Genomic DNA, 13734 nt, shown 5'->3' on the forward strand with positions numbered 1-13734 from the left:
CAATATTCGTCATAATAGAAGTAGAAATGAAGGCAGAAATGGAGTTTGAATAAAATGAACCAAGATGATTATCAAAAAAAAATCGACGAACATCGACAATCCATAGGACAAGATGACGATACCAATGAAATGAGAAGAAGTAGAAGTTCAAATCAGAAACCAAAGAAAAAATCTAGAAATTTATTAATCCCAGTTGTTTTTTGCATTTTCATATTAATCCCAATTAGTATATTTATTTACGTACAATTTTTCTATGTAGCTGATCCAGATAAAGCAGAAGTAGTAAAAAATGATACGATACATGTAGAAACGCAAGCTATTAATAATGGGACAGAAAAAGATGAAACTACCAAAGCAGAAGAAAAAGAAGAAGTAGAAGTTCCAGTGGTAACTACTCCTGAAGAAACTGAGCAACCAGCTGAACAGACAGAGGAAGTTACTGAAGAGCCAAAGCAAGAAGAAGTAGCAGTAGATAAAACAGAACCTACAGAAGCAGCTAGTTCCAAAACGCATATAGTTAAGGAAAATGAAACACTATATCGTATTGCCGTTAATTATTATAAAGATCCAGCAGCGGTCGAAAAAATAAAATCTGCTAATGGTCTTTCGTCAAATGAAATTTCTGTTGGTCAAAAGTTAGTACTACCTTAAACATATACAAAGAAGGATATTTTTCATAAATGTTGAATATATAATATAGGGTATATTCTAGTTGGAAGAGGTGCTAATATGTTTGTAAAAAGTGTGATGGTCCCAAAAGAAAAGTGTATTACAGTTCAAGTAGATACTTCTGTATCGTCGGCTCTTCGTGTTTTAGAGGAAAAAGAAATGGATGCTTTACCGATTTTAGACAACGGCCAATATGTAGGTATGTTTAACAAATACCTTTTGTATAAAGCGCATTTCTATAGCAATCTTGATAAACAAACTTTCATGGAGCAAACGAAAGTAACAGATATTATGACAAACGAGGATATATTTGTTGGTTACGAAGAAGTTTTCGAAAATGCAATGATTAAGCTTCATGATTTTCCTGTCCTAGCTGTTGTGGAGGATGGAAAATTTCTTGGTTTAGTAACTCGTTATGATTCGGTAATACAATTTAAAAGTGCATTTGGTATGAATAGTAAGGGAACGCGTATAACTTTTACTTCTGTAGAATCTGAAGGACGAATTCAAAAAATGACGGATGTACTGCATAAATATCACGCTTCGGTCATTTCAATCGTAACTTTTGATGAAACAGATAAACTATTCAGACGTATTGTATTAAAGATTGAAAACGATTCAAAAATTGACCGTATTCTAGCAGATTTAGAAAAAGCGGGGTTTCGTGTTTTACATATTGACAAAGAAGAGTAAAATTAGCTTATAGAAAACACGAGTGCAGGGCAGGGGAATTTCCCTGTCCTTTTCCATGTTATATGGGGGTATATATTTGATAGGATGGATAATTGGTATAGGATTGTTTATATTTTTTATTATTTTTTTGTATATGTTATTTTTAGCTTTTCAAACAAATATTCATACCCATTCATTGTATATTGATGAATGGAAGAAGGAAGATCATTTTCATATTTTTTTCATATCCGACATCCATCGCAGAAAAATAAGTGATGAGCTTATTCAAAAACTCAGCGGAAAAGTAGATATCGTTATAATCGGAGGAGATTTGACGGAGAGGGGAGTCCCTTTAAAACGGACGAATGATAATATTAGACAACTTGCCAGATTAGGAAATACTTGTTACGTTTTCGGTAACAATGATCGAGAAGTTGGGGAACAAAATTTACGAGATATCCTTTATTCGCATGATGTCTGTATATTGGAGAACAACTCTATTAAATATGAAAAAAACAATTTTTCTGTTCGTGTAGTAGGGATTAATGATGGATTTGAGGGACCAGTAAAAATATATGAAGCGTTCAAAGACGTTACTGAATCTGATATTATCATTTTTACAACTCATGCTCCAGCATACTTTAATAATGCCAAAAAGGTATGTAAGCCGCATCTTCTCTTAGCGGGTCATCTCCATGGTGGCCAAATACGTTTTGGCCCATTTGGGATTTATGAGAACGGTAGCTATCGTGAAAAAGAAAATAGTGCTGAGCTCATAAGTAATGGATTTGGAACAACTGCGGTACCATTGAGACTGGGAGCAAAATCTGAATGTCATTTAGTAACCATAAGTGGAAGAAATTAAGTGAACAAAGAAAGGAAGTTTTTTTGTGTTTCAACAGGTAGATATATTAATAGTTGGAGGAGGACCTTGCGGGTTAGCAACAGCTATTTCTACACAAAATATCGGACTAAAAACCCTCATAATTGAAAAAGGAAATGTAGTGGAGGCTATTTATAATTATCCCACACATCAGACTTTCTTCAGTACAAGTGAGAAATTATCAATAGGTGAAGTTCCATTTATAGTAGAGGAGAGAAAGCCCAAAAGAAATCAGGCTTTAGTCTACTATCGAGAAGTAGCAAAACTTAAAAACCTTGATGTCCGTAAATATGAACAGGTGCTAAAAGTAGAGAAACAAGAAAATAATTTTAAGGTATATACTTCTAAAGGAACTTATATGGCAACATATGTAGTCATAGCAACTGGTTATTATGATCATCCGAACTATATGAATATTCCTGGTGAAGATTTAGGAAAGGTACAACATTATTTTAAAGAGGGACATCCGTATTTTGGTTTAGATGTACTGGTTATCGGAGGGAAAAATTCAGCCATTGATGCAGCCTTAGAACTAAACAAAGCTGGAGCTAATGTAACGGTAGCTTATAGAGGGAATGAATATTCACCAAGTATAAAACCATGGGTACTTCCAGAGTTTGATGGTCTCGTAAGAAATAACGAGGTACAAATGCATTTTAATACAGAAGTAATAGAAATAGGAGTATCTAATGTAACATTAAAAAATAGTCAAACTGGGGAATTCCAAGTGTCAAATGACTATGTATTTGCAATGACGGGCTATCACCCTGATCATACATTTTTAAAACAAATGGGTATTCAAATTGATGAAGCTACAGGAAGACCAACTTATGATGCGGATACAATGGAAACGAATGTAGAAGGGATTTTCATAGCTGGTGTAATTGCAGCTGGTAATAATGCAAATGAAATTTTTATAGAAAATGGACGATTCCATGGAGAGCAAATAGCAAAAGAAATTAAAAGAAAACAAGACAATATGTGAGTCATTTTCATGACTATATGAGTCAAATATTTTAATGCTTGTTTCTGTGATAACATTTATACAAATTTCTTCACTTTATTATCTTGATTGAAAAAAGAGTAGTTGTCGTTGTATAGTCAGTACGACAACTACTCTTAAATATTCTACACTGCTTTTTCGTATCTCAAAAAATATACTCAATTGCTTTCTGTGGATCAGGATGGTTTAATGCTATCAGCAATGCTAATCTAGCTTTTTGTCCATTTAAGCCTTGTGCAAAAATTACACCAGCATCTTTAAGGCCTTTTCCTCCTCCTCTATAACCATACACATCTTGTGCAATTCCATTAAAACATCTAGAAACCAATATAATTGGAATATTTTTGTTTAATGTCTCTTCAATGACAGAAACAAGGCTTGGAGGTACATTGCCTTGACCTAACCCCTCTAATACTATTCCATCGTATCCTAAATCTATCGATGCTTTTAGCAAGTCTGGCTCCATTCCCGCATATACTTTAAACAATGCAACTTTTTTCTCAATATGTTCAATCGGAAAAACGATACGGTGATTGGGTGAATGATGAAAATGTACGATGGATTTAGAAATAAACCCGATAGGTCCATATTGTGGACTCTGAAACGTACTCACATTGCTGGTATGGGTCTTAGTTACATTTTCTGCAGTGTGTATTTCATCGTTTAATACAACTAGTACACCTTTCATTTTTGCATCATCGGAAGAAGCTACTTGGATAGCAGACATTAAATTATATAACCCATCTGCACCAATTTCATTGGAAGAGCGCATCGCACCCGTAAGGACAATTGGTATTTCCGTATCAACAGTGAGGTCCAAAAAGTATGCAGTCTCTTCTAATGTATCTGTTCCATGCGTAATGACAACACCATCTATATCGTCAGTTATAATATATTGATCTATTAGCTGTTTCAGCTCTAACATTTCGTCGGGTGTAACATGAGGTGAAGGGAGATTAAATGCCTCTATTTCTACTATATTGGCTAATGATTTAAGTTTTCCTGCCTCGATTAAAAGTGGATTTTGATCTGCTGGAACAACAGCTCCTGTGTCTGCGTGCACCTGCATAGATATTGTGCCACCTGTATGGATTAATAAAATAGTTTTCAATGTAAGTACCTCCCATAATCTGTGTATTTAAGGTATAATAGTAATAATGAAATGGAAGGAGTAAGTTTATGTTCATACTACTTTCCGTTGCAATAGCCCCAGCGTTGGCATTATTAAGTTTTTTTTACTTACGTAAAGAAATATCTGCAGAACCCTCCAGATTATTGTTACATACATTTATATATGGCGCTATATTAACATTTCCAATAATGTTTATTCAACATGTTTTTCAAGAGGAACAGATTTTTTCTTCTTTATTTTTACATCAAGCTATTGTAACGAGTGCACTAGAAGAGTTCTTTAAATGGTTGGTTCTTATAGTAGCTATCTATGGGCATGTAGAGTTTGATGATCCCTACGATGGCATTTTATATGGTGCTAGCGTAGCACTAGGTTTTGCGACTGTTGAAAATATATTATATTTATTGAATTTTGGTATGGATGAAGCAATTTTACGTGCAATTCTTCCAGTTTCCAGTCATGCCCTATTTGGCGTTTTAATGGGGTATTATATCGGTAGAGCAAAATTCACGACCTTAACGAAATCTCGTTATGAAATATTTTACGCATTGATAGGACCACTAGCCTTGCACACTGTTTATAATAGTATTCTGGGTATTACAGGCTTGGAGTTATTATTAATGGTACCATTTATGTTGTTTTTGTGGCTATTTAGTTTATCGAAAGTAAAGAAAGCCCATATTTTATCCCGTAGAAAAAGATATAAGAATCATGAATATTATGTAGAAGAAAAAGTCTAGCTATATGCTAGACTTTTTTTGTATATTTTGACACTTCATGCTCCATGCTAAATAAAAAGGAGAGATGTCGTTTGAAAAAAATAAAATACATCCTGATTAGTTTGCTATTTTGTACGTTTAGTTATTCATTGATCAATGAGCAACCAACTACCCAGGCTTTCTCTGCTCAAATATTAGAACGGGGTGCTTACGGAGACGACGTTATCGAACTCCAAGCAAGGTTACAGTATATTGGATTTTATAAGAGTGAGATAGATGGTAAATTTGGTTATAGTACTTACTGGGCACTGAGGAATTTCCAGGAAAAATATGGGCTTCCAATCGACGGCCTACTAGGAGAAGACACTAAGAAAAAATTAGTAGGTGTTTCAGATTACAATAAAGAATTTGTCCACGAGCAGATAAATAAAGGGAATAGTTTTACACATTATGGTGGGGTGGATTTAGATAAGCAAGTAAAAAACAAAAAAGCAGAGAGTACAAATATGCAGCTGCCTCCACAATATTCGGAAAAAGATTTGAAACTGATTGCTAATGCTGTATATGGAGAAGCGCGTGGAGAACCTTATGAAGGACAAGTTGCAGTAGCAGCAGTAATTTTAAACCGAATCGAACATCCAGATTTTCCAAATACGGTTTCAGAAGTAATTTTTCAGCCTTTAGCATTTACAGCAGTAGCGGATGGGCAAATTTGGCTTGAACCAAATGAACGTGCAAAGGAAGCTGTGTTAGATGCGCTAAATGGATGGGATCCAACTGAAAATGCTATTTATTATTTCAATCCAGACACTGCAACAAGTGAATGGATATGGAGCAGACCACAAATTAAAACAATAGGACAGCATATTTTCTGTGCATAAGGAGATAAAATGAAAAAAATTATATGGGTAATCGTGTCTTCCGTCGCAGTAGTATTCCTTATGTATCATTTCTCAGTTCAGTCTCAAAATAACAGGTTAGAAAATGCATTAGCAGTACAATACTCCAATCAATTGACCTCAGCATCAGAAAAATTAACTAAGCTAACTGAATCCGTCGATCAGACAATGCTATTTACGGATAAAGAAGCACTAGAACAGCCCTTAGATGATGTATGGCGGATTTCCTCTGATATAAGAACTTCTATAAGTTCATTGCCTATTAGTAGCGAAACATCTACAGTATGGATGAATTATTTAAACAGACTAGGTAATGGTGCTGCGCAGGTGAAAAATGGAGAAGTGCCAATTGACGAATGGCAAAAGAATATGGTCAGTACTAGAGAAAACTTGCAAGCCCTTTCAGATCAGTGGGCATTTACGAACAAAGACGGTGGAAATAAAGACTATATTGTAACAGCCTTTGTTCAAAATAAATTAGATAAAAATGGTGAGAAAAATTGGAAGTCACTAGGGAACTCTGTAAAGGCATATACAGAAAGCGACTTCCCTATGACTGCCAGTGAAACGGATCAGCAAAAGAAAAAGGATTTACAGCATATTAAGGACTCCGAAATAACGGAAGATGAGGCTAAGGAACAGTTCGTCAAATTGTTTCCAGAATTTAAGGATGCAAAAATTCATATAACAGAAAGTTCCCAGGATGCCCCTTATCCTTTTTATCATATCGAATTCCATGAAGGTATTCGGATAGGATATGCAGATTTGACCAAAAAAGGTGGACACATACTGTCATTTTTGCTGGAAAGACCTTTTGAAAAGACGACTATAACAGTACAGCAGATGAAAGATAAGTCAGCTGAATATATGAAAACATTAGGGTTTACCGATACAGAGATGGTAGAATATCGTGAAAACTCAGTGGCTTGGCATTTATCGTTTGCAAGAAAAGAAGAAAATAATGATGCTTTAATTTATGCAGATGGTATTCAATTGAAAATTGCTAAGGACAATGGAGAATTGCTCGGTTTAAATGCCATGGAATATATTCAGAAAGAAAAAATTGGTAAGCAAGAAATAGTACCGTTAGATAATGTGGGGCTCTTTTCAAGTAACTTTTACATTGAGGAAGAACGTTTAGCATATGTAGAAAATAAACAACTAGAGCAACGTTTAGCCTATCAAGTATTAGCTAAAAATGATACTATTGGCACGTACAAAATTTATGTAGATACCGAAAACCATGAAATTTTACATGCAGATAAGCTTCCATAGAACTTTTTTCTATAGAAATATACTCATTTCAGTGTCATAATAGAAAGTATATTATAACACTAAAGAGGGTTGCTTATGAAAATCAAAGTTGGTACACAATTAACGTTAGAGCCAACCTTTACTGATAAAACAGAAAAGTATCGATGTAAAGTGGTTGATCTAGACGAACAATTTATTTATATCGATTACCCGACGGATACAATATCCAATAGGACAGTTTTTTTAATGGACGGCATGCAGCTAAGAGCAACTTTTGTAGAAGATTCAAAGGCAGTTTATGCATTTCAAACAGAGGTATTAGGAAAAAAATCAAAACAAATACCAATGGTTAGACTTGCATTTCCAGCAGATTCCGAATTTTTGCGAATTCAGCGTAGAGATTTTGTACGTGTAAATACTTCTATCGATATTTCTGTACAATTTGAAGGGGAAAGATACCAATTCGTTACAGATGATATCAGTGCCGGTGGATCCGCTGTTATCTTGAATAAACCAGTCAACTTTAAAGCTGGAGACGAAGTGACATTACTAATTCCTCTATTGTTTAACAATGGAGACCTTAAATATGTTACAACTCTAGCCCAAGTAATTAGGATTTGGGAAAAAGAATCACTTACTATTGCTTCTTTAAACTTTACAGATACGGATGACCTAGATAAACAACAAATAGTAAGATTTTGTTTTGAGCGTCAACTATCGATTCGAAAGAAAACGATGAATTAAATGAAAAGAAGTGAGGCTGCTCAAAAGTATAACTTTTGGGTAGCCTCTTAAAATTTTTGATATTAATTTCAGTCAATTTCATAAAAGGCTTTTTGAGAGATGTAACCCAAATTATCATTTGGACACTTGCTTTTTTCTCATTAATACAGTTCTATGATAAAATGTAAAGGAATAGAGTGGAGGCAAATAGATTGAAGAAACAAATACAAATAGCCATTGATGGCCCTGCAGCAGCAGGTAAAAGCACGATTGCAAAAAAGACTGCAGAATTACTAGGGTATACATATGTTGACACAGGTGCAATGTACCGTGCAATCACGTATAAAGCACTACAAGAAAACATAGATTTGCAAGACGAAGATAAATTAACATACTTACTAAAGGATACTTTGATTGATTTAAAACCTTCTCCAGATGGTCAATTGGTATTTCTTGATAATATGGCTGTCACTGAGGAAATTCGTTCAAAAGAAGTTACAGCTTCTGTATCAGCGGTTGCTGCACATGCGACATTACGAGAAGAAATGGTAAAAAGACAGATGGAAATGGGCAAAAATGGGAGCATTGTAATGGATGGAAGAGATATTGGTACCCATGTATTAAAGGATGCAGAGCTAAAGATTTTTATGAGTGCTAGTGTAGACGAAAGAGCAAATAGGAGATATCTAGAAAACCAAAATAGAGGAATTGAAACAAACTTAGAAGAACTTAAACAAGAGATTGCGCTTAGAGATAAGTTAGATAGTGAACGACAAGCATCACCTTTAATACAGGCAGATGATGCAATTTTTATAGATACGACGTACTTAACGGTTGATGAAGTATCTGAAAAAATTATGCAACTTGCAAAAGAAAGGATGTCCTAATTTGAATATATACTCCTTTGCAAAGACGGTTGTTTTTTCGGCATTAAAACCAATATATAGATTTGAAGTTATTGGAACCGAAAATTTCCCAAAAGATGGTGGTATTTTATTATGCTCCAACCACATTAATGCATTGGATCCACCTGTAGTAGGGATACTTGCTCCTAGGCCAGTCCATTTTATGGCGAAAGCAGAATTATTTAATGTCCCACTATTAAAGGGGATTTTACCTGGTGTGAATGCTTTCCCAGTTAAGAGAGGGCTAAGTGACCGCGATGCCCTGAGAACAGCTATTAAGCTTTTAAAAGAAGGGGAAGTAGTAGGATTATTTCCTGAAGGGACAAGAAGTAAAGATGGCAAGTTAGGGAAGGGATTTAGTGGAGCGGGGTTCTTCGCATTACGCGGAGAAGCAAATGTTGTTCCTTGCGCTATAATTGGTCCTTATAAACCTTTTAAAAAGTTAAAAGTTGTATACGGCGAACCAATTGATATAAAACCTTATCGTGAAAGAAAGGCTTCAGCAGATGAAGTTACAGAAGTAATAATGGAGAATATTGCTCAATTATTAAAAGAGCACCAATCAAAATAATTAGAAAATTTTAATTTGAAAAGTGCTTCCTTTTGTAATTCTGTGCCAATTCGCATAATATAGAATAGAGACGCTGTGAAGGAGGAATATCATATGTCAGAAGAAATGAACTTAAACGACACGAATGAGTTTAAAGAGGGTGAACTAGTAAAAGCAACTGTTGCACAAGTAGATGAAAAATCTATAATCGTAACAATTGAAGGAGCACCTTATGATGGTATAGTTCCAATAAGTGAACTATCTAGCTTGCATATTGAAAAAGCATCCGACTCCGTTTCCATCGGTGACGAATTGGAATTAATGATTACTAAAGTGGAAGAAACTAATTTTGTTCTCTCTAAAAGAAAAGTGGATGCGGAAAAAGCTTGGGATAAGTTAGAACAGCAATTCCAATCTGGAGAAATTATTGAAACAGAGGTTAAAGAAGTAGTAAAAGGCGGACTAGTAGTAGATTTAGGTGTCCGTGGTTTCATCCCTGCTTCATTAATAGAGGATCATTTTGTAGAGTCCTTTGAAGACTATAAAGGGAAAGTAATAACTTTTAAAATAGTTGAAATTGAAAAGGAAAAAAATAGACTGATTCTTTCTCATAAAGCAGTTGTAGAAGATGAAAAATCTGTTAGCAAGCAACAAACATTTGAATCCATCAAAAGTGGTGACATTTTAACAGGTACAGTACAACGTCTAGCATCGTTCGGTGCATTTGTTGATATTGGTGGAGTGGATGGACTTGTTCATATTTCACAAATTTCGTACGAGCATTTAGAAAATATTGCAGACGTTTTAAAAGAAGGGCAAGAAGTTAAGGTAAAAGTTTTATCTATCGATCGTGATGCAGAGAGAATTTCTCTTTCTATCAAGGATACATTGCCTGGACCATGGGCTGAAGTGGAAGAAAAAGCTTCAAAAGGAGCAGTACTTACGGGGAAAGTAAAACGTCTAGTTTCATATGGTGCGTTTGTAGAAGTATTCCCTGGAGTTGAAGGGCTTGTGCATATTTCTCAAATTGCACATAAGCATATTAGTAATCCACAAGAGGTCTTAAAAGAGGGTGAAGAAGTACAAGTTAAGGTGATTGAAGTTAACCTTGCTGATAAACGTCTTTCTTTAAGCATTAAAGAATTAGTTGAAAATGAAGATAAATACAATATAGAAGATTATCAAATGCCTGAAGAATCAAGAGGATTCTCTATAAGTGATGTATTAGGAGACAAGTTGAAAGGCTTCACAAACAATAACTAAAACATACCATATATTGAACAGGCGACTTCAATAAAGTCGCCTGTTTTTGTGTTTTTGTTGTATAATACAACTTAGACGAAGTTGGAAGGATGAAAAAGTAATGACAAAACCAGTAGTAGCAATCGTTGGTAGGCCAAATGTTGGCAAATCGACTATATTTAATCGAATCGTAGGAGAGCGTGTTTCTATTGTGGAGGACATTCCAGGTATTACACGTGATCGTATATATAGTTCTGCCGATTGGTTGACACATGAATTTAATATTATTGATACAGGTGGTATTGAACTAAGCGACGAACCATTTTTAGAACAGATTAAGCAGCAAGCAGAAATAGCGATGGACGAAGCTGATGTTATCATATTCTTGACTAATGGTCGGGAAGGAATAACTTCAGCAGATGAATATGTTGCTAAAATTTTGTATAAAACTAAAAAACCAATTGTATTAGCTGTTAACAAAATCGATAATCCGGATATGCGGGATATGCTTTATGATTTTTACGCTTTAGGATTAGGTGAACCTTTCCCAATCTCAGGCTCCCACGGACTTGGATTAGGTGATTTGCTAGATGAAGTAGCGAAGAATTTCCCAGATGTAGAAGATATAGAATATGGCGAAGAAGTTATTAAATTTTCTCTAATTGGACGTCCAAATGTAGGGAAGTCTTCTTTGATAAACGCATTTTTAGGACATGATCGTGTAATCGTAAGTGATATCGCGGGTACAACAAGAGATGCGATTGATACGGAATACTCTTTTGATGGCCAAGAATACGTAATGATTGATACAGCAGGTATGCGTAAAAAAGGGAAAGTATATGAAACGACGGAGAAATACAGTGTTTTACGTGCTTTAAAGGCGATTGAACGTTCTGACGTTGTTTTAGTTGTTTTGAATGCAGAAGAAGGTATTCAAGAACAAGATAAAAAAATTGCTGGTTACGCACATGAGGCTGGAAAAGCAGTTATTATTGTCATGAACAAATGGGATGCTATTGAAAAAGATGACAAAACAATGAATGTGATGACGAAAAAAATTAGAGATCACTTCCAATTCTTGGACTATGCACCGATCGTTTTCGTCTCTGCTAAAACGAAACAACGTGTTCATGCACTGTTACCGGTCATTAATCAGGTAAGTGAAAATCATGCAATGCGTGTTCAGTCATCTGTATTGAATGAGGTAATTGAAGATTCTGTAGCGAGAAATCCAGCTCCAACTGATAAAGGGAAGAGACTGCGTATTTACTATGCAACTCAAGTGGCTATCAAACCGCCAACTTTTGTTGTATTTGTTAATGAGCCAGAGATGATGCATTTTTCTTATGAAAGATTTTTAGAAAATCGTATAAGAGAGTCCTTTGACTTTGAGGGTACTCCAATCCGGATTATCACACGCGCAAGAACTTAATCCTATTAGTTTTAAAGGAGCGAAATAGCGATGGAAAAAGTAACTGTACTGGGTGCAGGAAGTTGGGGAACAGCCCTTGCAATGGTTCTTGCAAACAATGACCATGATTGTTTACTTTGGTCACACAGAGATGAACAGGCAACAGAAATAACTATTAACCATACAAACAAAAAGTATTTGCCTGACACTATTTTGCCAGCTAATCTAAAGGCTACTAGTGACTTTCAAAAAGCAATTCAACATGCAAATGTTATTGTGATTGCTGTGCCAACTAAAGCGATTAGAGAAGTTTGCGAAAACATGTTAACTATCTTGGATGAGAAGAAACTGTTTGTACATGTTTCTAAAGGGATTGAACCGGATTCGCTAAAAAGGATATCAGAAATGATTGAGGAAGAGTTAACTGCGGGTGTTACGGAAGCAATAGTCGTATTATCTGGTCCTAGTCATGCAGAAGAGGTTGTCTTAGAGCATCCAACAACTATTACAGTTGCAAGTGAAAATATGCTGGCAGCCGAGAAGATTCAAGATTTGTTTATGAACAAATCTTTCCGTGTCTACACAAACGATGATGTAATCGGTGTAGAAATTGGTGCGGCTTTAAAAAACGTAATTGCATTAGCAGCTGGAATTGTTGATGGTTTAGGATACGGAGATAATGCAAAAGCGGCTCTAATAACTAGAGGGCTTGCAGAAATATCTCGTCTAGGCATTAGTCTTGGTGCGCAACCATACACTTTCTCTGGATTAACAGGTATGGGTGACTTAATCGTAACATGTACAAGCGTGCATTCAAGAAATTGGCGCGCTGGTAATATGTTAGGTAAGGGGGCAACCCTGGATACTGTGTTAGAAGAGATGGGAATGGTGGTAGAAGGTGTCCGTACTACAAAAGCAGCATATCAGCTCGCTATTAAGCAACGAGTGGACATGCCGATTACAGAAGCCTTGCACTCCGTTTTATTTGAACAGGTCAATCCTAAAGAGGCAGTAGATATTTTGATGCACCGCACGAAAAAACACGAATTAGAAGATTATAAAACGTTCTAAATTTGTCACAAATGGAAAGAGTTGTTGATAATAACAACTCTTTTTTGACTGTATACTTGAAATGTTGTTTATTTAATAGTTCCTTGTAAGTGTTGCCCCAAACTTTTTTGTTAGAATTTGTCTATCTTCAACGCCTAGTTTCCTTAGTCGCATCGGGCTTTCAGGGAAACTGGATGAGACATAGTAGTCATTGGTTGTTACATGGTGTCACGATCTTAGACAGAATAACTTTTTTGCAAAGGGTCGTCTTCACGTGAAATTCTACCAACGCTTACCCCGGAGTAAAGCTTGTCATATAAGCAAGTTGGCGGGGCTTTCATTGGCGTTGTGCGCTTTTAGTTTGTTTTGTATTTTTATTGAAGAAAGGTGTGGAAGTTGTTGTGGTGTTATTAGTATCATCAATGGATAAAATGTGGATATCGTTTGGATCTATGGGTTGTATGTTTTTAGCTATGGCATTTATGTTTTTCGTAAAGAATAAACTGAAAAATAAATTCTTGAAATTTATATTAGGTTTAATCGCATACATATTATTGTTTATAGGTTTCATTACGATGATTTATATAATATCTAACCCAACTAAGGCTTAGTAAGGAGATTC

15 protein-coding genes are annotated in these 13734 nt (G+C 35.4%); 14 read left to right on the plus strand and 1 reads right to left on the minus strand.

Annotated features, from left to right (window positions below):
• Window positions 1-54: 54 nt before the first annotated feature.
• The 4 genes from ACQCPR_RS07665 (at window position 55) to ACQCPR_RS07680 (ending at window position 3209) form a co-directional block, all read left to right on the plus strand.
• Entirely contained in the window at window positions 55-651 is a 597-nt protein-coding gene (locus ACQCPR_RS07665; RefSeq protein ID WP_427138681.1) for a LysM peptidoglycan-binding domain-containing protein, read from the plus strand.
• Window positions 652-729: 78 nt separating this feature from the next.
• Entirely contained in the window at window positions 730-1362 is a 633-nt protein-coding gene (locus ACQCPR_RS07670) for a CBS domain-containing protein (RefSeq protein WP_427138682.1), read from the plus strand.
• Between the two features lie 76 nt (window positions 1363-1438).
• On the plus strand, window positions 1439-2206 hold the full coding sequence (locus ACQCPR_RS07675; protein ID WP_427138683.1) for a metallophosphoesterase: 768 nt from the start codon (window positions 1439-1441) through the stop codon (window positions 2204-2206).
• Between the two features lie 25 nt (window positions 2207-2231).
• Complete coding sequence (locus ACQCPR_RS07680; protein ID WP_427138684.1) at window positions 2232-3209, plus strand: YpdA family putative bacillithiol disulfide reductase; 978 nt, start codon at window positions 2232-2234, stop codon at window positions 3207-3209.
• Window positions 3210-3372: 163 nt separating this feature from the next.
• Here the strand turns inward: ACQCPR_RS07680 and ACQCPR_RS07685 are convergent, their stop codons facing one another.
• Complete coding sequence (locus ACQCPR_RS07685; RefSeq protein ID WP_427138685.1) at window positions 3373-4338, minus strand: asparaginase; 966 nt, start codon at window positions 4336-4338, stop codon at window positions 3373-3375.
• Window positions 4339-4406: 68 nt separating this feature from the next.
• Here ACQCPR_RS07685 and prsW point away from each other — a divergent pair, with 68 nt between their 5' ends.
• The 10 genes from prsW to ACQCPR_RS07735 all read left to right on the plus strand — a co-directional run bounded on the left by prsW (window position 4407) and on the right by ACQCPR_RS07735 (window position 13723).
• A complete protein-coding gene (gene prsW, locus ACQCPR_RS07690) occupies window positions 4407-5099 on the plus strand; it encodes a glutamic-type intramembrane protease PrsW (protein ID WP_090561810.1) in 693 nt (230 codons plus the stop codon).
• A gap of 44 nt (window positions 5100-5143) precedes the next feature.
• Window positions 5144-5959 (plus strand): spore cortex-lytic enzyme, encoded by an 816-nt coding sequence (gene sleB, locus ACQCPR_RS07695; protein ID WP_090561808.1) that lies wholly within the window; start codon window positions 5144-5146, stop codon window positions 5957-5959.
• A 9-nt stretch (window positions 5960-5968) separates the two neighbouring features.
• The gene (locus ACQCPR_RS07700) at window positions 5969-7252 is read left to right on the plus strand and encodes a PepSY1/2 domain-containing protein (RefSeq protein ID WP_427138686.1); all 1284 of its coding nucleotides are present in this window, start codon (window positions 5969-5971) and stop codon (window positions 7250-7252) included.
• 75 nt (window positions 7253-7327) lie between these two features.
• Window positions 7328-7975 (plus strand): flagellar brake protein, encoded by a 648-nt coding sequence (locus ACQCPR_RS07705; RefSeq protein ID WP_427138687.1) that lies wholly within the window; start codon window positions 7328-7330, stop codon window positions 7973-7975.
• A 191-nt stretch (window positions 7976-8166) separates the two neighbouring features.
• Window positions 8167-8841, plus strand: coding sequence for a (d)CMP kinase (gene cmk, locus ACQCPR_RS07710; RefSeq protein WP_427138688.1), 675 nt, complete (start codon window positions 8167-8169; stop codon window positions 8839-8841).
• Window position 8842: 1 nt separating this feature from the next.
• A complete protein-coding gene (locus tag ACQCPR_RS07715) occupies window positions 8843-9430 on the plus strand; it encodes a lysophospholipid acyltransferase family protein (RefSeq protein WP_090561800.1) in 588 nt (195 codons plus the stop codon).
• Between the two features lie 93 nt (window positions 9431-9523).
• The gene (rpsA, locus tag ACQCPR_RS07720) at window positions 9524-10672 is read left to right on the plus strand and encodes a 30S ribosomal protein S1 (RefSeq protein WP_427138689.1); all 1149 of its coding nucleotides are present in this window, start codon (window positions 9524-9526) and stop codon (window positions 10670-10672) included.
• Window positions 10673-10772: 100 nt separating this feature from the next.
• A complete protein-coding gene (der, locus tag ACQCPR_RS07725) occupies window positions 10773-12083 on the plus strand; it encodes a ribosome biogenesis GTPase Der (protein ID WP_090561795.1) in 1311 nt (436 codons plus the stop codon).
• A 30-nt stretch (window positions 12084-12113) separates the two neighbouring features.
• Window positions 12114-13133, plus strand: coding sequence for an NAD(P)H-dependent glycerol-3-phosphate dehydrogenase (locus ACQCPR_RS07730; RefSeq protein WP_427138690.1), 1020 nt, complete (start codon window positions 12114-12116; stop codon window positions 13131-13133).
• A 380-nt stretch (window positions 13134-13513) separates the two neighbouring features.
• Entirely contained in the window at window positions 13514-13723 is a 210-nt protein-coding gene (locus tag ACQCPR_RS07735; RefSeq protein ID WP_269915712.1) for a DUF2768 family protein, read from the plus strand.
• The last annotated feature ends 11 nt before the right edge of the window (window positions 13724-13734 follow it).

Source organism: Psychrobacillus psychrodurans, assembly GCF_050209195.1.
Classification (GTDB): domain Bacteria; phylum Bacillota; class Bacilli; order Bacillales_A; family Planococcaceae; genus Psychrobacillus; species Psychrobacillus psychrodurans.

Bases quoted from the DNA above. Each gene is read 5' to 3' on its own strand.
- ACQCPR_RS07700 (WP_427138686.1), top strand. From the start codon at position 5,969: ATGAAAAAAATTATATGGGTAATCGTGTCTTCCGTCGCAGTAGTATTC.
- prsW (WP_090561810.1), top strand. From the start codon at position 4,407: ATGTTCATACTACTTTCCGTTGCAATAGCCCCAGCGTTGGCATTATTA.
- rpsA (WP_427138689.1), top strand. From the start codon at position 9,524: ATGTCAGAAGAAATGAACTTAAACGACACGAATGAGTTTAAAGAGGGT.
- ACQCPR_RS07705 (WP_427138687.1), top strand. From the start codon at position 7,328: ATGAAAATCAAAGTTGGTACACAATTAACGTTAGAGCCAACCTTTACT.
- ACQCPR_RS07665 (WP_427138681.1), top strand. From the start codon at position 55: ATGAACCAAGATGATTATCAAAAAAAAATCGACGAACATCGACAATCC.
- ACQCPR_RS07670 (WP_427138682.1), top strand. From the start codon at position 730: ATGTTTGTAAAAAGTGTGATGGTCCCAAAAGAAAAGTGTATTACAGTT.
- sleB (WP_090561808.1), top strand. From the start codon at position 5,144: ATGCTAAATAAAAAGGAGAGATGTCGTTTGAAAAAAATAAAATACATC.
- der (WP_090561795.1), top strand. From the start codon at position 10,773: ATGACAAAACCAGTAGTAGCAATCGTTGGTAGGCCAAATGTTGGCAAA.
- ACQCPR_RS07730 (WP_427138690.1), top strand. From the start codon at position 12,114: ATGGAAAAAGTAACTGTACTGGGTGCAGGAAGTTGGGGAACAGCCCTT.